The sequence below is a fragment of the Erwinia plantamica genome, assembly GCF_043420595.1.
In the GTDB taxonomy this organism is placed as follows: Bacteria; Pseudomonadota; Gammaproteobacteria; order Enterobacterales; family Enterobacteriaceae; genus Erwinia; species Erwinia aeris.
This window is the reverse complement of sequence record NZ_JBGCUC010000017.1, coordinates 93,933-112,954: the sequence shown is the minus strand read 5'-3', so window position 1 is coordinate 112,954 and position 19,022 is coordinate 93,933. Positions and strand designations below refer to the sequence as shown.

Sequence of the window (19,022 nt, the reverse complement as noted above, 5' to 3'; positions counted from 1 at the left end):
ACTTCCCGATATACAGGCGGTGAGGAACAATTCAGGCACTCTCTATTATTGTTCCAGTTATGGCAGATTGTCATGCGACTGTTCTGATAGCGGTGCGGCAGCAGTGATAAACATAGTCGTTAATACCAATTGGTCTAGACTTAGCGCATATCGCGCAGGTTTTGCTATGAGGAAAACGTCATGAGAGTAACGCATCCGCTGCCGTCTCAGAGGCGCGACCAGCCGCTGTTCAAAAGCTTTTTCCAGGGCAGTTTCGCCTGCTCCACCGCCTGTCGGGGCGAGGGAAAAAGAGTGGATCTGGTGATCAACAGCGGCCACGATATGCTGCTGGAGAAGGATTATGCACAGCTGGCGGCTAACCAGCTGCTCACCGCGCGCGACAGCGCCCGCTGGTATTTGATTGAAAAAACGCCGGGCAACTACGACTGGTCGACCTTTCTGCCTATGCTGCACGCCGCGGAAAACAACGGGCTGGAAATTATCTGGGAGCTGGCGCACTTTGGCTGGCCCGACGGCCTGGATATCTGGCAGCCGGCCTTTGTCGATCGCTTTGCCGCCTTTGCGCGTGCTATGGCTTGTCTGATGCGGGACGAAGGCTACGAGACGCCTTTTTTCACCCCGGTTAATCAGATTTCGTTCTGGGCATGGGCAGGCGCCGAAGCCGCGCTGTTTAATCCCGGCGTGACGGGCCGTGGCAAGGCGCTGAAGCAGCAGCTGGTCAGGGCTTCGCTTGCCGCGATGCGCGCTATTCGCGAAGAGCTGCCGGGCGCAAGATTTGTGCTGACCGATCCGCTGGTACATATCGCCACCCACGAAGCGTCAGCGGCCGCTCGCGAAGAGGCTCAGCGCCAGCACGACGCGCAGTTTGAGGCCTGGGATATGCTAAGCGGGCGGCTGATGCCCGAGCTGGGCGGCGATCCTTCGCTGCTGGATATTATCGGCCTTAATTACTATCCCGATAACCAATGGTATTTAAACGGCGATCCGCTTACGCCCGAACAGGCTGAATATCGCGAGCTGTCCAGCCTGCTGCTGGAGGTCTGGCAGCGCTATCAACGACCGCTGCTGATAGCGGAAACGGGCGCGGAAGGCGATAAGCGCGCGCCGTGGCTGCGAAACGTCGTAGCACAGGTCATGCAGGCCAGGGATCAGGGTGCAGATGTGGAAGGCGTTTCGATTTTTCCGGTGGTGGACTACCCTTCATGGGCCGACGATCGCCGCTCGCCGGGCGGGCTGTTTGGCCTGCCTGATGCCAACGGCAACCGCACGATTTGCGAGCCCTATGCGCTGGAGCTGCGCAGCCAGCATATCAGGATGAAGTCTTTAGGGGGATAACGGACGAGGGCGGCGCGCACTCCTGCAGTGGGTAAGGCACCGGCGTGCGCCGCACGTCTGACAGCCAGGTCAGCACAAAGATAACCGCCACGGCAATCAGCCCGGCGGCCAGCAATCCTGTGAGCGCCAGCAGGCGATCTTCGCGAGTGTCCATGCTCTTTTACCTCCATCCTGACAACCATTACGTCATTAATAACGTAACCAGTAGCACAAAGATTATCAGCGTAAAGGAAGCGACTGCAAGCACCACAATAGCAAAATGGGCATCGTCAAGCTGGTGACGCGACTCGCCGGAAAGGCTTTCTTGCGTTGGTTCTGTCATGTTAATCACTGTCGGCTGGCCTGACACGCTGCCAGCCCTGCTCTGTTAAATACGCAAGGCACTCCGGGCAAAGCGTTATCGTTCTGACAAGGCAGCGCATAAATAAAATTTACGCTTTAGCGTCGCTGATTCCTTCAGGTGTCGTACATCTGCCGCGCATAAAAAAGGGAGTGTATCATAATCCCTGCCTGGGGAAGCAAAGATAAATAGCCTTATTTAATGCTACTATCGTCTCAATTTTGAACCCCGATTTTTATTTATCGATAATTAAGCTCACTTATAATGCAATCCGCACGATAGTTTCATATTCGTTTAATAATAACAGACATGCGCAATACGCCCCTCACCAGCATTGAGACCTGAGTTTATTTTCAATGAAAATTAATAGCAGCAACAATAAATATCAACAGAGAAAGAAAGTCTTTATTTTCCCTGAGCGGCAACAGCGCCAGAAAAGCAAACGCATAAAGCATACGTAGTTATTATTGCAAATTCATTACTACTGGAATAATTTATAGATGGCAAAGATAGTGATAAAGCTCAGCGTCCTTTTTATCCAGGGTAAATTTGTTACACAGCCAGCTCTGATGGCAGGTTTTCTTGTATTCGGCCAGCAGGCCCAGCTCGTGTAATATCCTTATCCAGCCTCGGGTACCGTATTGCGGCTTTTCGTAAATTTTTTCCCGGATGGCCTTAACATCAACCCGTAGAAGACAGGTATGTATATTGCCGTAATCAGGATGGATTTTGGTTGCGCCAATCTGTTCAAACAGCAAGTTTCTGATATAAAAAGCAGCCACTTTTTCTCTGACCTGCACCACGATGTCGTCCACTTTATCCACAAAAATGGCGTACATCATCGTCTTCAGATAAAGCATAAACACTAGGTTTTCCGTGCCCGCATCGCTCTTAATGGAGAGCGCGCCGATTTCCGTCACCTGTCGATGCTGGAGATTAAGCGTCTGCAGCTCTTCGGCAAAAAGCTTACTGCACGGCAGTTTATTATTTTTCTCTCTGATAACGCCTATCGTGCCTAACACCCGATCGCCTTTACGAGCCAGCAACAGCGTACTGTTTTTATCGACCAGTCCTTCATTATAAAGAAACAGAGCGCGATTTTTTTTAACGAATCCTTTCTTTGCATACTCTTCTTTTATTACATCCATACCCTTAAGAAAATCAATAAAGCCGCCCGCAGGCGAGACATCAATGTCGTTATCCAGTGATTTACTAAAGTTACAGATCCTTAGCGTACCGCGATGGAGCACCCCATCGCGCACGGCCTTTTTCAGGATGGAATCCCTTATTAAAGTCATGTCTTACCTCTCAGAGCAGCAGCGTGTACTCATAAAATATAATAAAGTATCGGCGCATGAAAAGCTAAGAATAATCTGAAGTAAAACAGGAAGGAAATAAGACGGGCGTTTAAAAAAAGAGGAGAGTCGGCTTCCCTGCCGGCCAGATAATAAAGCTTTAAGACAGACGTATCTTATTTAGTCCGTAAACGTTTTTTTTAGCTCTGTGCAGCGTGACGGCGATTGCCCAAAGCGCCACGACCGCCAGGAACACGCCCAGCCCCAGCATCGCCACAAAGCCGGCGAATCTGAACAGCAGCAGGCCCACGATACAGCCGGTCAAAAAGGAAAAGACGGTGGTCAGATGGGTATAAAGCTGTTTCTGCTGAAAGCGGCGCTCGCTGTAAGAAACATGGCTGATAAAGGAAGAGACGAACGAGCCTAAGGCGATACCCGCATCCGTCAGCGTGCCGGTGATGTGCGTTGCCCTGACCCGCCCGTTGGAAAGCTGCGTGGACGTCGAGTTATGGATGCCCATCAGGAAACCCAGCAGCACCGATATTTCCTTGTTATTGCCCGGCGAATAGAAAGCCAGCTCAAAAACGGAGATCAAGGAGAGCACCACGCTTTCTGCCAGGATAATCAGGCAGAAAATGGTTCTGAAATTCTTTTTTAGTCCCGCCAGCACCATAAATCTTGCACAGACGGAGCCAATGACAAAAGCCGCGATCAGCACCGCCAGAAAAATCAGGCCTTGCATATCGGCGCTGAAAACTTCTGAGGAGATCTGCGAGGTGTTTCCTGTCATATGCGAGGGGAAAAAGCCAAACGCGCCCAGCGCCATAGCGTTCAAAATCCCTGCCGTGGTGGCCAATACTAACGCCAGGTAACGATCTTCCGTGTGGGACCTGACCTTCTTTTTCTTAATCAGCACATTGTTCACCATTGAGTTGCGTGGAAGGAAAAGAGATAACGTAGGGTCCTGACAGTAAAACAGAACAAGCTTTAGCTTTATATGGCGCTAAAAGACGTTACGGAGCCTGATAATTGTTCAGCCTCACTAAAGCTTAACGCACCTTTGTTAGACAAATGTAAATGTAGAGTAATGTTTCTTAATATTACCAGTAAGAACAATAAATTACAGATTAATCTGGAAAATTCAGCCGGGCTGCCGGTGAAAATTGAGACGGTTTAAAGCGAGACGCTCGTCCCTTTTTTGCAACGAACGCCTCGCGGATTTAGCAGGAAATAATCAGAAATCGTAGGCCATTGAAAGCTTAAGCTGGCGAGGGTTTCCCTGATAGATATAAGAGCCATAGCTTTCCACGCCCGACCAGTACTTCCTGTTGGTGACGTTTTCCACGCCCAGACGCCAGGTCATCTCGTTTTGCTGCACGCTTATGCGGTAGCGCAGCCCTAAGTCCAGCGTGGTGTAGCTGTTCAGCTTTTTGCTATTGGCGGCGTTGGCGTACTGCGAACCGGAATGCGTCACCCGCGCCAGCGCCGTCAGCCCTTCAACCGGTTTGATATCATATTCCGCGCCCAGCACCGTATAGAAGTTCGCCACGCCGATAGCGTTTTTCCCTTCGTAGAGGCCATCTTCCGTTTTGGTCATTTTTGGATCCAGCCAGGTGGCGCTACCGTTCAGCCGCACGCCGTAAACCGGTTCGCCGAAGAGATTCAGCTCCACGCCACGGTTGCGCTGCTCGCCGTAAAGCCCAAACATCTGCGTTTGCTGGTTAATAATGCCGGTTGGTTTTTTGATTTCAAACAGCGCCAGCGACCCGCCGAGACGACCGCTATCAAGCTTCACGCCCACTTCATTCTGTTTGGAAAGTGAAATACCGGTGACCTGTCCCGCGTTCTTTGCGTCGCTGGTGGCCGTGTCGCCCGGCTGCAGCGCTTCAATATGGTTAGCGTAAAGCGAAACCGTTTCCCAGGGTTTCACCACCAGCCCGTAGCCCGGCGTCCAGCGCGATTGGGTAAAGCGCGAGTCGGTATCTTCGATCGCCGTGCCGTAAGCATAGTTACGCACCACCACCTTCTGATGCCGTACGCCTGCCGTCAGCAAAATCTTATCATCCAGAAAGCCGAGCGTATCGGCCAGCAGAACGCCCTGCGTACGGATCCGACTGGTGGGGCGAGGATCGTCAAGATCGCCGCCGAAATAGGTGTTGGCTGGCGCCGGTACGGCGGAGGTCTGATAGATATTGGTCGCCTGCGGCGTCAGCGCCATGCCATAGGCGGTTTTTTCACGTTTGGTCTGTGCCGAATAGCCGATGTTGACGCTGTGGCTGACGAAACCGGTGTGGAAATTACCGCGAACGCCGCCCATGCCGCTGAAGGCGTCGACATATTTATTGGTATCCATACGGCTGATGGTCGCCGATCCGTCTTCATCAAGCAGTTTCGGCGTACCGTAAGCGCCCATTTCGTGAGAGTGCTGGCCGCCCACGGCACCGTAAGCTGTCCAGCTGTCGGTGAGATCGTATTCCGCGCGCGCCATGCCAAATTCGCTTTCCAGGTTGCTGTAAACCCAGTTCTGGCTGTAGTTGCTGGTTGCGCGCGGCACGGCGGGAATAAAATCGACGCCGCTGACGTTAACGCCAATGCGCCCGCCGTGGAACGCCTGCTTCTGATAGCCAAGATCCAGCGAAGTGCGCAGCCTGTCGCCGCGATAGTCCAGTCCCAGCGAGGCTAATGTGGTGCGGCGCTTTTCGTTATCAATCGCCGTTTCACCTTCACGATGCAATACGTTGGCGCGCACGCCCCACTGGTTGCTGTCACCGAAGCGGCGTCCTACGTCCAGCGACGTCCCTGCCTGGGAAGAAGAGGTATAATCTACGCCCAGTTGAGTCAACGGCGCGTCTTCGGCATGTTTAGGCTCCAGGTTAATCATGCCGCCGACGCCGCTGGTGGCGGCACCATTAATCAGCGCGTTAGATCCCTTAAAGATTTCCACGCGATCCACCATCTGGGTAGAAACGACCTGACGCGGCATCACGCCAGGCAGCCCGCCGAAGGTCATATCGTCGCCGTCCAGATCGAAACCGCGAATGCGATAAGTTTCCGCAAAGTTGCCGTAGCCCTGCACGTTCTGTACCGAGGCGTCATTAGCAACCACATCCTTCAGCGTTTGCGCCTGCCGATCCTGGATCATCTTGCTGGTGTAGCCGATCACGTTGAAAGGCACATCATGCGCATTCTGCTCGCCAAGCATGCCCAGGCGGCCGCCGTTGGCGACCTGCCCTTCCAGATAAGCGGGCACCAGCTGGTCGCCGCCCGATTTGAAATTATCCGCGCCTGTGGCAATAACGGTCATGGTCTTGTCGGCCGGGACGTTGGCGGCGGCAGAGACTGTTTTTGCGGCGGCAGGCGTTTCTGCCGACATAGCTGGCATACCGGCGGACGCGATAAACGTCGCCAGCAACGTAAAATTGAAGCGGCGGTGAAACAGGCGTGTATGGGCCATGGCGGTTCCCTGATAGCAAGCTGAGTGATAATCATTATTATTCGGATTGCGATTATCTTTATAGCTACCGGGAATGCAAGCGGTAAACTCCACTTTTACCGCCACTTTAAGAGAAGTAATCCATTAGTTGCGCAGGGTTTTATCCGCTGCCAGCGTCTCCCGCCTGCCAGCCGCCGCCCAGCGCCCGATACAGATCTATCTGCGCCTGCAGTAAATTATTTTTTACCTGCACCAGGTTCAGCTGGGTGCTGAACAGCGTTCGCTGCGCGTCCAGCGCCTCCAGATAAGATGCGTAACCGTTCTGATAACGATTATTGGCAATATGCAGCGCTTCGCTCACTACCTGCTCCTGGGTTTGCAGCTCCGCCAGCTGCTCTTTATAGCGAGCAATAGCATCCAGATCGTTGTTCACCTCGCTGAAAGCGTTGCGCACCACCTTCTCATAGTTAAACAGCGCCTGATTGCGGGCCGCCATAGAGACATCGACCTGCGCCGTCAGCGCCTCGCGGTTGAGGATGGGCGCCAGCACGCTGCCGCCGATGCTCCAGAGCCGGAACGGATTATCCGCCAGCTGATACAGCGCGGCGCTTTGCAGCGTGCCGCTGGCCGTCAAATTCAGCGAAGGCAGCAGGCGCGCTTTCGAAGAGGCCAGCGTGGCGTCCGCCGCCAGCAGCAGGCGCTGGGCCTGAACGATGTCCGGACGCCGCTGCAAAAGTTCGGAAGGCAGCAGAGAAGGCAGCTGCTGTGGAGCGACCTGCTTAAAACGGCCCTGTCGGGCGATTTCGCGAGGATTCATCCCCACCAGGATGCTGAGCGCATTCTCCTGCTGCGCAATCTGATGCCGCAGCACCGGGATCTGCGCTTTTGCCGTCTGGTATTCCGACTGCGACTGCACCCATTCCAGCCTGGAGGTATAGCCGGTTTCAAACTGCCGTTGCGCCAGCCGCAGCGAATTCTCACGCGTGGCGAGCGTCGCCTCCGTTACGCGCAGCTGCTCGTCCAGCGCCAGCAGCGTCATATAGCCAGAGGCCACCGAGCTGGCTACGGTCAACTCTGCGGCAGAAGACGCGGCCTGGATTGCCGCCAGCGAGGACTCAGCGGCCGCAATGTTGCTGCTGCGTGCGCCCCATAAATCCACCTCATAATTGGCCTGGAGCAACCCTTGAAATACGGCAGATTCATGGGGCTGGCCGCTGACCGACGAGAGCGCTCTGGCGTGGCTGGCGGAGCCGCCTGCGCTCAGCGTGGGAAAGTTATCACCCTCGGCCGCCCGCAGCTCAGCACGGTACTGATCGACGCGGGAGCGAGCGGTAAGGATATCCAGATTATGCTTCAGCGCCTGCTCAACCAGTACGTTCAGATCGCGATCGCCAAAGGCGCGCCACCATCCGGCTTCTACGGGTGAGGAAGGCCCGGCCTGATGGCGCCACTGCGCCGGAACGGGCAGCGATCCCGGCGCCTTTTCGACTTTGGTGGCGCAGCCGACGGGCAGCAGGATAACGATCAGCAGCGCCAGCGCCCGAGGCCTCATTTCGACTCTCCGGCGGCGGTATCGATATTCACCTCAACGGACATGCCGGGTCGCAGACGCTCTACTTTTTCGCTGGTAATGGCTATCCGCACCGGAATACGCTGGGCGATTTTGACAAAGTTGCCGGTAGCGTTATCCGGCGAAATCGCGCTGAACTCCGAACCGGCCGCAGGCGAAATATATTCAACTTTGCCCTGATACGTTTCGCCGTTCAGTGCATCGACGGTAAAGGTCACGGGCAGGCCAGGCCGGATATGCGCCATCTGCGTCTCTTTCATATTGGCAACGACCCACTTCTGCGGCGGCACCAGCGAGGTAAGCCGGGTGCCTGCCGCCACGTAAGCGCCCAGGCGAACGGCAATCTGCCCCAGCTGGCCGTCGCGCGGCGCGATAATGCGGGTATTGTCCAGATCGATCTGCGCCAGCTCCAGCGCGGCCTGCGCATTCGCCACGTCCGCCTCCATTGAGGCATGGTTAACAATCGCGGTTTGCAGATCCTGACGGGAAACTTCCAGCGTGGCTTTCGCCTGCTGTACTTCGGCCAGCGTCTGGGCATTGCTGGCGCGGGAGGCGTCGCGCTCGCGCACGGACAGCGAGCCGTCAGACACCAGATTCTCGACGCGCTTTAAATCCAGCCCGCTTTTAAGCGCCTGAGCTTTGGCATTTTCCAGCACGGCCTGGTTGCGGGCGATCACCGCCTGCGCGCTGCGCCGCTGCTGGACGTTGTTCTCCAGCGCCGCCTTTTTGATCGCCAGCTGCGCCTGCGCCTGATGCACCCGCTGCCGGTAAATACGATCGTCAATGGTCATCATCACCTCGCCCTTACGCACCGGCTGGTAATCCAGCACGTTGACGGCGGTGACGTAGCCGCTGACCTGCGGACTGATAAACGTGACCTGGCCGCGCACGTAGGCGTTTTCCGTAGACTGAACTGAACTGGTGAAAGGCGGCAGCTGCCAGGCATAAAGGATCACCAGCACCCCGACCAGGGCAATGCCTGCGCCCGTCACTATAGAGATGATCCGTAGCCTGTTATTGCGTTCACGCTCGGCGAGCTGGCTCTGTTCCTGCTGACTCATTCATTCCTCATTATTTTATTCGCCTGCAGCATCTGCCTTTCCGCTTCCGCTTCGCGTTTGGCCTGCTGCCAGTTGAGATAGCGCAGCCGCGACAGACGCCACAGTACCCAGATTAATGTGACAAAGGCCATGCCGGCCGTAAGAAGATAGGTATCATTGTAAGCCAGCACGTTTGCCTGCAGCGTAGCTACCGTCTGTAGCTGCGCCGTACTCTGCGCGCTGAGCTGAGCGGGATCGCCGATCAGGCTGTTGAACAGCCCTGAATATTGCGACAGCCGCTCGGTGACGTTGGGATCCAGCAGGGAGAGCTGGTCGCCCAGCAGGCTGGAATGATATTTTTCCCGCCACACCTGAAACGTTCCCAGCAGCGCCGATCCGATCAGGCCGCCCAGATTCTGGCTCATGCCGAACAGCACCACCAGGCTGACCAGGTTTTTCGGCTGGGTCACTACGCTGCCGATATTCAGCAGCAGCGCGGGCGCAATAAAGAAGGTGCTGCTGAAACCCAGCAGGAACTGGCTGAAATACATATTGTTGCCGCGAGTCAAAGGGCTGGACTGCGCGTCCATCAGCGAGGCTACGATAATCAACAGCAGCGACACCACGATTGGCCAGCTAAGATGTTTAACATTGATGGTCAGCGCGCTGGTGGCGATGCCGGCAATCACCCCCAGCAGGATAGCCAGCGCCAGGCCCTGCATCTGATCGTTCAGCAGCCCGACCTGCTGTAAATAGCCAATAGCGCCGGTATTCTGCTCGGCCAGCGTGACGCGCAGCATCACCATCACGATGCCAAGACGGAAAATGGCACCGGTACGCAGCCAGCGCGTATTGATTAAGGGATTGCTGCGGTTATGTTCAAGCACCACGGCGGCAATCACCAGCACCAGCCCGAGCGCCAGACATACGCCCAGCCACGGCGTGCTGGTCCACCACTCAATGCGGCCCAGCGACAGCACGGCGCAAAACAGCGCCATACCCGGCGCCATCAGCATAAAGGTCAGAAAATCCTTCTTTTCAAACACCTTCATACGATCGCCCGGCGGCAGCTTCAGGATCAGCACCGCCCCCAGGCAGATCATCGCCAGCCCAAGCTCAAACAGGTAAAGACCACGCCACTGCTCCAGCTGCAGCAGCTCGCTGGAAAAGAGGCGCGCCAGCGGGATAGCCAGCTGTGAAGCGCCCAGGCCGATAGCCATCGCTTTTAAGCGATGCTTTGCCGGCCAGGCCTGCACCTGATAATAAATGCCCAGCGAGCTAAGGGCCGCGCCTACCATGCCGTGGGCGGCGCGCACGATAATCGCCGAGCTAAGATCGTTAACCAGCAGATGAAAGAAAGACACCAGCGCGTAAAGCACCAGGAAGGCTTCGGTAAAGGCGCGCAGACCATACTGCTGGCGGAATTTCACCAGCAGCAGGTTAATAGAAATGTTGCCCATCACGTAAACCGAAGGCAGCCAGGCTATTTCATTGCTGTAGGCGCCAAACACGCCCTGTAAATTGCTCAGGTTCGCCGTGACCAGCGCATTACTCAGCGCGCCGGTAACGGAAATCAGCAGTCCGATCAGACCAAAGGCGATGCGTTTTGGCGTGGGATGGAGAGGTGTTGAGGGCGATCCGGGCAGCATCGGCTTTTCGCCTGGCGCCCATTCGCGCGGCGCGAAAGGATCGGGACGGTTAGCGCGCACGCTATTTCGCCTCGGTCGCTTTCAACAGTTTTTGCAGCACTCGCTGTGCGACGATTAATTCGTCGCGGCTGATGGTCGCCAGCAGCTCGTTACGCAGCTTTTCTATCTCGCCCGCCAGCTGCTGATGCAGGGCCGTTCCCGCTGGCGTAATGGCGACCAGACGTTTGCGGCGATCTTCCGGCGGCTGCGTTCGCACCACCAGCTGCTGTTTAACCAGCCGATCCACCAGCGGCACTATCGTCGCCTCTTCCAGGCCCAGCGCCAGCGCCAGCTCTTTTTGGCTGACGGGCGCGGTTTGCGTTGCCAGCGTCGCTATCGCCATCCAGCTGCTGGTGGTTAAACCATCTTCTTTCACACGACGATCGATCGCCTGCCGCCAGGCCTGAGCAGTCAGGTGAAGCAGCCGGGAAAAGGTGAGATCCTGAATATTCAATATATAGAAGCCTGATAATTAGGTTGCTAACAAAAAACAGAGCATGATTATAATCAAGGATCATAGTCGACAGAAAGCGGTTTGCCGTGGTCCTGGGAAAATTATCGCAAAACAGGCTCTGCGCCTGCACGGCAAGCCAGCAGCCCGCGATAAAGGTTTTTTATTCCTGAAAAGCATTGACAGAATATAAAGCGAGGCGGCAGCGCCCCACCATACCAGAGCGGTTTAAATAGTTGCGGTGCCGGATAGTCAGGAAAAAGGGGTAACCATGTACGCATCATGATTTCAGACGGGGAATTTCAGGCGCAAAATATCGAACAAACTATGCGCTATGACAGAAAGGTTAAAATAGTTCCAGTGCCAGGTAATCAGGAAAAATGAATAGTCATGCACACACAAAAAAATGATGTCAGGCGGCATGTCAGGCGGGTATTTTCAGGCACAAAAAAACCGCCTTGCGGCGGCTTCACGACATTGCACAAAGTGCTTGTTTTTATTTGTTTTAATCGGTAGTCAAAGCGTGGTGCCCGGGGCGGGACTTGAACCCGCACAGCCATAAGCCGAGGGATTTTAAATCCCTTGTGTCTACCGATTTCACCACCCGGGCATGGGTGTAAAGTGGAGGCGCGTCCCGGAGTCGAACCGAGGTAGGCGGATTTGCAATCCGCTGCATGGCCACTCTGCCAACGCGCCTTTATTCTGCTTTGCTGCCAGCGCTACGCTGACCGCTAAATCTGGAGCGGGAAACGAGACTCGAACTCGCGACCCCGACCTTGGCAAGGTCGTGCTCTACCAACTGAGCTATTCCCGCATTTTTCAGCGTTCTTAACAGAACTTGCTGATTTACTTTATCTTCTGGCGACTCAGCTGCCTTTCGATGCGTTGCATTCTACTGACTGGACGAAATGAGTCAACACAAATATCCGCACTTTTTTCTCGTTTGCTGCTTTTTAAATCGCATTGATCATCGTTCGAGCAGATCGCCGCGTGCCGCGCTCAAATACTGATACATCGACCAGAAAGTGAGGACGGCGGCCACGTAGAGCGCCGCCACGCCGATGCCTTCTACCAGGCGATCCGGACGCCACAGCAGCGCAAACAGCGCCAGCATCTGTGCCGTGGTTTTCACTTTGCCGATCCAGGAGACGGCCACGCTGCTGCGCTTGCCGATTTCCGCCATCCACTCACGCAGCGCCGAGATAATAATTTCCCGCGCGATCATCGTAGCCGCCGGTAGCGTAATCCACCATTCGTGGTAATGCCCGGCCACCAGAACCAGCGCAATAGCCACCATCACTTTGTCCGCAACCGGATCGAGAAACGCGCCAAAACGCGTGGTTTGTTTCCAGCGACGCGCCAGCCAGCCGTCGAACCAGTCGGTGATCGCCGCCACGATAAAGATCAGTGCGCAAACCAGCGGCGCCCATTCAAACGGCAGATAAAAAGCCAATACAAAGAAAGGGATCAACACGACACGAAGCAGAGTAAGTAAGGTCGGAATATTAAAATGCATAGGTACGCTAACTGTCTGGGCAGAGTAGAATTTGTCCCTATGTTCCTACAATGCCTTAGCCAACGCAATGCTTAGTGTTTCAGCGAATAAAAGATTTTCTCCGCCAGCGCCTGCGAAATGCCGGGCACCCGAGCAATCTCCTCGACCGAAGCGTTCATCAGCGGCTGCAGGCCGCCCATATATTTAAGCAGCATTTGACGACGTTTAGGCCCTATGCCTTCGATGCTTTCCAGGGCGCTGGTATTTTTAACTTTCGCCCGTTTATTGCGATGGCCGGTAATTGCATGATTGTGAGAGTCGTCACGAATATGCTGGATGACATGCAGCGCTGGCGAGTCGGACGGCAGAGAGAATCCCTCCCCTTCCGGCTCGAAGAACAGCGTTTCCAGCCCGGCTTTGCGATCGCTGCCTTTGGCCACGCCCAGCAGGATCGGCCGATCTTTATCCCAGCCGACATCCAGTTCCGCAAACACGGCTTTCGCCTGCGCCAGCTGGCCTTTGCCGCCGTCGATCAGGATCAGGTCTGGAATTTTACTCTCTTCCAGCTCTTTGCCATAGCGACGGCGCAGCACCTGATTCATGGCCGCATAGTCATCGCCCGGCGTAATGCCGGTAATGTTATAGCGCCGATATTCAGAACGCAGTGGGCCATTGCTGTCGAAAACCACACAGGAAGCCACCGTCTGCTCGCCCATCGTATGGCTGATATCAAAGCATTCCATCCGTTTGATTTCCGGCAGATCCAGCACTTCACTTAACGCCTGTAAGCGTTGGTGAATAGTGGACTGCTGCGAAAGACGGCTAACCAGCGCGGTGCTGGCATTCGTTCTTGCCAGCTTCAGGTAGCGAGCGCGATCGCCGCGCGGATTGCTCTGAATGGAAACTTTTCTGCCGGCCATTTCGCTCAGCGACGCGGCTAACAGATCTTTTTCCGGCAGCGCGAAGTCCAGCAGAATATCAGCAGGCAGCGTGCGCGCCTGGCTGCCCTGTAGGTAGAACTGCCCGACAAACGTCTGCACCACTTCGGCGATATCGGTGCCGCCCGGCACTTTAGGGAAGTAGCTGCGGCTGCCCAGCACTTTGCCCTGACGGATAAACAGCACGTGCAGGCAGGCCATCCCGGCATCGAAAGCGACGCCGATAACATCCAGATCGTCGCCATTATTGGAAACGAACTGCCGTTCGGTTACGCGCCGTACCGCCTGGATCTGGTCGCGCAGCCGCCCTGCTTCCTCAAACTTCAGCGCCTGGCTGGCTTCCTCCATACGGCTAATCAGCTGCTTCAGCACCTGATCGTCTTTGCCGGACAGGAACAGCCGTACATAGTCCGTCTGTTGCGCATACTCTTCTTCGCTGACTAACCCCGCCACGCACGGCCCAAGGCAGCGCCCGATCTGATATTGCAGGCACGGGCGGGAGCGGTTGCGGTATACGCTGTTTTCGCACTGGCGGATCGGGAATATTTTCTGCAACAGCGACAGCGTTTCCCGCACCGCATAGCCGTTAGGGAAAGGCCCGAAATATTCGCCTTTGGCATGCTTGGCGCCGCGATGGCTGGCCAGACGAGGATGCTCATCCGCGCTGAGGAATATATAGGGATAGGATTTGTCGTCGCGCAGCAGGACGTTATAGCGCGGCTGATACAGCTTGATGTAGTTATGCTCAAGCAGCAGCGCTTCGGTTTCGGTATGGGTGACCGTCACGTCTATCTGATGAATGCTGGCGACCAGCGCTTCGGTTTTTCGGCTGCCCAGATTGCCACGAAAGTAGCTGGACAGGCGTTTTTTTAAATCTTTGGCTTTACCGACGTAGATAACCGTGCCGCCAGCATCATACATGCGATAGACGCCTGGCTGGCTGGTGACCGTTTTCAGGAAAGATTTGGCATCAAAAACATCATTCACTACTGGTTAACGACTCCGCATTGAACAGCCCGTGCCGGATAGCCAGATGTGTTAACTCGACGTCGCCGCTAATGTTCAGCTTGCTGAACATACGGTAGCGATAGCTGTTAACGGTCTTCGGACTCAGGCTAAGCTGTTCGGAAATATCTGCCACTTTCTGGCCCCTGGTGATCATCAGCATAATCTGTAATTCGCGTTCCGACAAACAATCAAAAGGCGACTCCGTTTTTTGCGGCTCGATCTGGCTGAGGGCCATCTGCTGGGCGATATCCGAGGCAATGTAGCGTTGTCCGGCGTTAACCTGGCGAATCGCGCTGACCACTTCCTGCGGCGCGGCGCCCTTGCTGAGATAGCCGGCCGCCCCCGCCTGCATTACCCTGGCGGGCAGCGGATTTTCAGTGTGGATGGTCAGCATAATGATTTTCACATCCGGGCTGTAGCGCACGATTTTCCGCGTTGCCTCAAGCCCGCCGATGCCGGGCATGTTCATATCCATCAGCACGACGTCGACATCATTGCTGCGGCACCACTTCACTGCGTCTTCGCCGCAGCAGGCTTCACCGACAACCTGAAAGCCTTTGATGTCTTCCAGAATGCGTCGAATGCCGGCCCGCACCAGTTCATGGTCGTCAACAAGAAGAACGCGTATCAAAAGGCCTCTCCAAATGGGTATTAACGGGGGGAAGAATCATTAACAGACCGTCGATTTTACCTCTTTTTGATTGCCGTTAGAACATAAATAAACGCCTGTTCCGCCGGGTGTTATTGCACGCCGTGCGCGCCAGGTGCCTGTATAGATGGGGTAAATATGATATACTCGTTACTTAATTGTATTATCAGCACCAAAAATCGCGCAGCCGATCCGTTAATAAAAAAACCAGGAGAAAACATGAGCGACACTGATTTTTCAACCAGTAAAGATACGCAAACTTTGGCCGAAGAGATGGCCTGCATGAAAGCGCTGGTTACATTTATGTTGAAAGGTATGGGCCAGGCCGATGCCGGTAAGGTAATTATTAACATGGAAAAATATATTGCTCAGCTGACGGATCGCCAGCAGGCGGACGTGTTCAGTAGCACGATTAGTCAAATTAAGCAGGCTTACCGCCAGTAATTGCCCGCAGCAAAGTAGCCCATTGTCTGCCGGTCAGCGTGGGGCTCGCTTAACTCACCAATGACTTAAGGGAACAATGGGCTTAATTTTTAAAGCTGTTTTGGGTGCGCTGGTTGTCGTTTTGATTGGTATTTTATCTAAAACGCGCAGCTATTATCTGGCTGGCCTGCTGCCGCTCTTCCCTACCTTCGCGCTGATTGCCCACTATATCGTAGCCAGCGAACGCGGCATTGAGGCCCTCCGCACCACCATCATCTTTGGTATGTGGGCCATCATCCCCTATTTTATCTATCTGCTGACGCTCTGGTATTTTGTCGGCATGATGCGGCTCCCCCTGGCGCTTGGTGGCGCCGTGGGGTGCTGGTGTCTGGCCGCATGGCTGTTGATTACGCTGTGGGCGCGCAGTCAGGCTTAAGCCTGACGTCCTCTGCCGCTCCAGCTGACGGAAACACCCAGCGTCGGCAGCACCTCTTCAGGGCTGAAACGGCGCGCGCCACGGAATTTTTCCGCCAGATTAGGCTGGTTAACCGGGATCCTGACGGCGAAAAGATTATCTTCAGACTGAATGACGCCTGCCGTTAACGGTTCATAGACCACCAGATGCTGTTCGAACATTCTTTCCAGCATTGGCGTAGCCGCGCTATAAAGGTATTCCACGCCCGACTGTTCGGCCAGCTGCACGCTGTGCCAGAGAATGCTAAGCGGTAGCTCGGGGTCAACATCCAGACGGGCAGAAAAACGCGACATTTCCCAGACAGCCTGCTGGCGCTTCTCTCCGCTTTCCCTGTCGTTCCACTCCATCAGGCGAGCGCAGCCGCAAATGCCCTGCTGTGCGGTCCAGGCGATTAACCAGACCACGTCCGAGCGGTCAAAGCGATCGTACTCCTGGCCAGGCGTACTTAACCGCGATGGAATCGACCATCCTTCGCCCCGCGCGAAAACGCTGTAGCGATAACTTCCTAATTCTGCCAGCAAAGACGAGGGCATGTCCCTTAGCTTGGTCTGGATAATCTTCATCATTAATCCTCTGTTGCATTCACCGCTGAATGCCTTTCCATGTGGCTCAGGCCTGGCAACCCCAGGCGCAGGGTAGACAACCGACCGGCAATACGAAACTACTAAAATTGGTAGCTATGATTCGTTTAAAGTAGCCCAATCGCAGCGGCATAAGAGGCCACCTGCGTTTTATTTGGCGCGTTGAACTTTCTTTGCATATTTTTCTGATGAAAATTCACAGTATGTGTTGAAATGGACAGGATCAGTGAGATTTCCGCTGCGGTTTTGCCTTCTGCTGTCCATTTGAGTATTTCTCGTTCCCGCTGGCTTAAAGGCATCGTCATTACGCTGAGCGAACGATCCTTTACGCGCTGTAAAGCATCAAGTATCCGGTCCGACAAAAACTGGAGTTTAAGTTGTTTTTCAGCGCATAACGCTGTCTTTTCAAAAGATTTACCCGAGGCCATCGACAAAATGCCCACAACGCGGTTGCTGGCTATCCTGGAGCAGGAAAACCCGGAACGAATACCAAACTCTTTAGCGGCATCGAACACTTTTCGTCCTTCCTTGACCACCGGATCGTTCCACAGCAGCAAAGTGCCCGGTACCTGGCAATAGCGAATGATCGGATCAACTTCCGAAAAATTTTCTTCCTGCCATTTCCGCACCCACCTTTCAGGATAGTTGGAAAAAACAAATATTTTAGGGCGAGTAAAAGGAACAGGATGGCGTATATATAGCGCATAGAAATTTAGCCCCAGATCCAGCGTGTGTTGGGCAAGCAGTCGCATTATTTCAGTCGTATCTGTGACCTCAAGGAAAGCCGCCTCGGTTTCCTTACACCAGCTGAAATAATTTCCAGTAGCCATTGCTGCCTCGGATGGATGAGGCATCAGCCCGCATCCTGCTGTAAATTTAGGGTCAATTCTGAATACCAGGTAATATAGGGGGAGAATTAACGCCCACTACTTATCCTTATGTCGCGGGATAATAACAAGAAAAGGTGCTCCTGATTGTCCGAAAATCGCAGGCATAGCAGTAACCTTTTAAATTAACAGAAAAATGCAGCGTGATTGCGCCTGGTGACGCCGGTAGCCGTAGCTATCCACTATCCACTATCCACTATCAGCCATCAGCCATCAGCCATCAGCCATCAGCCATCAGCCATCAGCCATCAGCCAGAAGGTTACCTTGCACCCGCCCGATGCCTCTTTTAAGAAACAAGAATAAGATTTTTCCTGGAAATATTCAATCATGCGCTTTTAGGGGTCGATTTTAAAGCCTGCTAAAAATTTATTGCTTAAAAGGAGGCACTTGCGGAAAATCAATTTGATACGACAGTATCAAATATTATAACCATCTGATTTACAGCAAATTAAAGCATTAAAGACAGAAATTTGTCTTTAGGATAATTATTAATTACGGCTGTAGTACGCCTTTTCTCCGCCCTCAATTGGCGACGACGCGCTTTTACCCGATCTGGAAATATGGCACCGGCCGGTTACCGACAGAGGCCAAATCCTCGCATGCCCAGATGAAAGTGCGAGGCGTGGGCGCGGTTGTAATCCGGGCCCAGTGAATTACCATACCAGGCGCAGCTTTGCTGGAAAACTTGCCGTAGCCAGAGCGCCTCGGGGCGCTGCTGTCCCCACGTCTTCTGCACGGTAATTTGTCTGCCGTCCTGTAACCGGAAACCCGCCACGTCCAGCGCTTCCGCCGTGGCATGTTCGCTTAGCCTGCCTGTGGCACGGTGATAAATATTTCTACAGGCGTAGCTGCCGACATGATCGATACGTACCAACGGTGAGCCGAGCTGCGCAGCCGCCAGTGGTTTTGCCGCCGTGATAAACATCGTGGTTGAGAGCGCCAGCGAGCAGCTGGCCAGAAACGAGGCGCTGAGGCGTACATCGCCGAACCCCTGTACGCGCACCGGATCGGCAAGCGGACAATTTCCCCCAACGGGCCGGACGCGACTGAAACGGATATAGCCGCCTTCCTGCGCTCGCTGTAGTGCCGCCATACAGGCTTCGGGATCGTTTTGCAGCCGCTTTAGCTTATAACGGGTGATCCAGCCCGGCGCGTCGGTGACGTTCAGCGGCGTAAAGGGGTTCCAGGCCGACGGCAGGTTTTTTTGCAGCCACGGCGTTATCAGCAACGTCAGCAGAATAATGATGCCTGCGCCAATCAGTGCTTTCATCATCTCCTCCCGTTCATGCCGCTCCGCCGGCCCGTTTCGCCGAATAATGAGTGTAGCGGCGTTTTTGTGCGATCGAACCAACTGTGAATAACTTTACCTGCCAGCCACGCGCTTTTACGTTAAGATTTGCGCCCTTAAGCGGA

At 54.5% G+C, this 19,022-nt stretch carries 18 protein-coding genes and 3 tRNA genes; 3 read left to right on the top strand and 18 right to left on the bottom strand.

What is annotated here, in order from left to right:
* Nucleotides 1–180: 180 nt before the first annotated feature.
* A complete protein-coding gene (locus tag AB3U87_RS17370) occupies nucleotides 181–1,335 on the top strand; it encodes a beta-glucosidase (RefSeq protein WP_301251172.1) in 1,155 nt (384 codons plus the stop codon).
* Here the strand turns inward: AB3U87_RS17370 and AB3U87_RS17365 are convergent.
* The 15 genes from AB3U87_RS17365 to uvrY form a co-directional block, all read right to left on the bottom strand.
* Entirely contained in the window at nucleotides 1,310–1,489 is a 180-nt protein-coding gene (locus tag AB3U87_RS17365) for a hypothetical protein (RefSeq protein ID WP_125288648.1), read from the bottom strand. The genes AB3U87_RS17370 and AB3U87_RS17365 overlap by 26 nt on opposite strands.
* 27 nt (nucleotides 1,490–1,516) lie before the next feature.
* A complete protein-coding gene (locus tag AB3U87_RS17360) occupies nucleotides 1,517–1,657 on the bottom strand; it encodes a hypothetical protein (RefSeq protein ID WP_199746402.1) in 141 nt (46 codons plus the stop codon).
* Between the two features lie 512 nt (nucleotides 1,658–2,169).
* A complete protein-coding gene (locus AB3U87_RS17355; RefSeq protein ID WP_301251174.1) occupies nucleotides 2,170–2,973 on the bottom strand; it encodes an N-acyl amino acid synthase FeeM domain-containing protein in 804 nt (267 codons plus the stop codon).
* A gap of 157 nt (nucleotides 2,974–3,130) precedes the next feature.
* Nucleotides 3,131–3,886 carry a YoaK family protein gene (locus tag AB3U87_RS17350; protein WP_253454640.1) on the bottom strand — a complete coding sequence of 252 codons (756 nt, stop codon included), beginning with the start codon at nucleotides 3,884–3,886 and terminating at the stop codon, nucleotides 3,131–3,133.
* Between the two features lie 318 nt (nucleotides 3,887–4,204).
* Entirely contained in the window at nucleotides 4,205–6,424 is a 2,220-nt protein-coding gene (locus AB3U87_RS17345) for a TonB-dependent receptor (protein WP_301251176.1), read from the bottom strand.
* 139 nt (nucleotides 6,425–6,563) lie between these two features.
* Entirely contained in the window at nucleotides 6,564–7,955 is a 1,392-nt protein-coding gene (locus tag AB3U87_RS17340; RefSeq protein WP_394149894.1) for an efflux transporter outer membrane subunit, read from the bottom strand.
* Entirely contained in the window at nucleotides 7,952–9,034 is a 1,083-nt protein-coding gene (locus AB3U87_RS17335) for an HlyD family secretion protein (RefSeq protein ID WP_301729747.1), read from the bottom strand. The genes AB3U87_RS17340 and AB3U87_RS17335 overlap by 4 nt, the downstream gene beginning before the upstream one ends.
* A complete protein-coding gene (locus AB3U87_RS17330; RefSeq protein WP_301251306.1) occupies nucleotides 9,031–10,662 on the bottom strand; it encodes an MFS transporter in 1,632 nt (543 codons plus the stop codon). Before AB3U87_RS17330 ends, AB3U87_RS17335 begins: the two co-directional genes overlap by 4 nt.
* 61 nt (nucleotides 10,663–10,723) lie before the next feature.
* Entirely contained in the window at nucleotides 10,724–11,155 is a 432-nt protein-coding gene (locus AB3U87_RS17325) for a MarR family winged helix-turn-helix transcriptional regulator (protein ID WP_253454643.1), read from the bottom strand.
* A gap of 521 nt (nucleotides 11,156–11,676) precedes the next feature.
* Nucleotides 11,677–11,762, bottom strand: a tRNA-Leu gene (locus AB3U87_RS17320).
* Nucleotides 11,763–11,774: 12 nt separating this feature from the next.
* Nucleotides 11,775–11,848: transfer RNA gene (locus tag AB3U87_RS17315), tRNA-Cys, on the bottom strand.
* 42 nt (nucleotides 11,849–11,890) lie between these two features.
* A tRNA-Gly gene (locus tag AB3U87_RS17310) sits at nucleotides 11,891–11,966 on the bottom strand.
* A 153-nt stretch (nucleotides 11,967–12,119) separates the two neighbouring features.
* The gene (pgsA, locus tag AB3U87_RS17305; RefSeq protein WP_253454644.1) at nucleotides 12,120–12,668 is read right to left on the bottom strand and encodes a CDP-diacylglycerol--glycerol-3-phosphate 3-phosphatidyltransferase; all 549 of its coding nucleotides are present in this window, start codon (nucleotides 12,666–12,668) and stop codon (nucleotides 12,120–12,122) included.
* A 71-nt stretch (nucleotides 12,669–12,739) separates the two neighbouring features.
* Entirely contained in the window at nucleotides 12,740–14,572 is a 1,833-nt protein-coding gene (gene uvrC / locus AB3U87_RS17300) for an excinuclease ABC subunit UvrC (protein WP_253454645.1), read from the bottom strand.
* Entirely contained in the window at nucleotides 14,565–15,224 is a 660-nt protein-coding gene (uvrY, locus tag AB3U87_RS17295; RefSeq protein WP_253454646.1) for a UvrY/SirA/GacA family response regulator transcription factor, read from the bottom strand. Before uvrY ends, uvrC begins: the two co-directional genes overlap by 8 nt.
* A gap of 237 nt (nucleotides 15,225–15,461) precedes the next feature.
* Between uvrY and AB3U87_RS17290 the strand changes: the two genes are divergently transcribed.
* Both AB3U87_RS17290 and AB3U87_RS17285 read left to right on the top strand, forming a co-directional pair.
* A complete protein-coding gene (locus AB3U87_RS17290) occupies nucleotides 15,462–15,686 on the top strand; it encodes a DUF2594 family protein (RefSeq protein WP_125288658.1) in 225 nt (74 codons plus the stop codon).
* Between the two features lie 76 nt (nucleotides 15,687–15,762).
* Entirely contained in the window at nucleotides 15,763–16,101 is a 339-nt protein-coding gene (locus AB3U87_RS17285) for a GlpM family protein (protein ID WP_253454647.1), read from the top strand.
* On the opposite strand, the gene AB3U87_RS17280 is transcribed toward AB3U87_RS17285, so the two are convergent.
* The 3 genes from AB3U87_RS17280 to AB3U87_RS17270 form a co-directional block, all read right to left on the bottom strand.
* Entirely contained in the window at nucleotides 16,098–16,703 is a 606-nt protein-coding gene (locus AB3U87_RS17280; RefSeq protein ID WP_394149909.1) for an autoinducer synthase, read from the bottom strand. The two genes, AB3U87_RS17285 and AB3U87_RS17280, sit on opposite strands and share 4 nt — an antisense overlap.
* A 125-nt stretch (nucleotides 16,704–16,828) precedes the next feature.
* The gene (gene sdiA / locus AB3U87_RS17275) at nucleotides 16,829–17,575 is read right to left on the bottom strand and encodes an autoinducer binding domain-containing protein (RefSeq protein ID WP_253454648.1); all 747 of its coding nucleotides are present in this window, start codon (nucleotides 17,573–17,575) and stop codon (nucleotides 16,829–16,831) included.
* Between the two features lie 608 nt (nucleotides 17,576–18,183).
* Nucleotides 18,184–18,879: an extensin-like domain-containing protein gene (locus tag AB3U87_RS17270; protein WP_394149890.1), complete on the bottom strand. Its 696-nt coding sequence runs from the start codon at nucleotides 18,877–18,879 to the stop codon at nucleotides 18,184–18,186.
* Nucleotides 18,880–19,022: the final 143 nt, after the last annotated feature.

Coding starts and splice junctions, on each gene's coding strand:
- AB3U87_RS17370 (WP_301251172.1), top strand. CDS start 181: ATGAGAGTAACGCATCCGCTGCCGTCTCAGAGGCGCGACCAGCCGCTG.
- AB3U87_RS17365 (WP_125288648.1), bottom strand. CDS start 1,489: ATGGACACTCGCGAAGATCGCCTGCTGGCGCTCACAGGATTGCTGGCC.
- AB3U87_RS17360 (WP_199746402.1), bottom strand. CDS start 1,657: ATGACAGAACCAACGCAAGAAAGCCTTTCCGGCGAGTCGCGTCACCAG.
- AB3U87_RS17355 (WP_301251174.1), bottom strand. CDS start 2,973: ATGACTTTAATAAGGGATTCCATCCTGAAAAAGGCCGTGCGCGATGGG.
- AB3U87_RS17345 (WP_301251176.1), bottom strand. CDS start 6,424: ATGGCCCATACACGCCTGTTTCACCGCCGCTTCAATTTTACGTTGCTG.
- AB3U87_RS17340 (WP_394149894.1), bottom strand. CDS start 7,955: ATGAGGCCTCGGGCGCTGGCGCTGCTGATCGTTATCCTGCTGCCCGTC.
- AB3U87_RS17335 (WP_301729747.1), bottom strand. CDS start 9,034: ATGAGTCAGCAGGAACAGAGCCAGCTCGCCGAGCGTGAACGCAATAAC.
- AB3U87_RS17330 (WP_301251306.1), bottom strand. CDS start 10,662: ATGCTGCCCGGATCGCCCTCAACACCTCTCCATCCCACGCCAAAACGC.
- pgsA (WP_253454644.1), bottom strand. CDS start 12,668: ATGCATTTTAATATTCCGACCTTACTTACTCTGCTTCGTGTCGTGTTG.
- AB3U87_RS17290 (WP_125288658.1), top strand. CDS start 15,462: ATGAGCGACACTGATTTTTCAACCAGTAAAGATACGCAAACTTTGGCC.
- AB3U87_RS17285 (WP_253454647.1), top strand. CDS start 15,763: ATGGGCTTAATTTTTAAAGCTGTTTTGGGTGCGCTGGTTGTCGTTTTG.
- AB3U87_RS17280 (WP_394149909.1), bottom strand. CDS start 16,703: ATGAAGATTATCCAGACCAAGCTAAGGGACATGCCCTCGTCTTTGCTG.
- sdiA (WP_253454648.1), bottom strand. CDS start 17,575: ATGCCTCATCCATCCGAGGCAGCAATGGCTACTGGAAATTATTTCAGC.
- AB3U87_RS17270 (WP_394149890.1), bottom strand. CDS start 18,879: ATGAAAGCACTGATTGGCGCAGGCATCATTATTCTGCTGACGTTGCTG.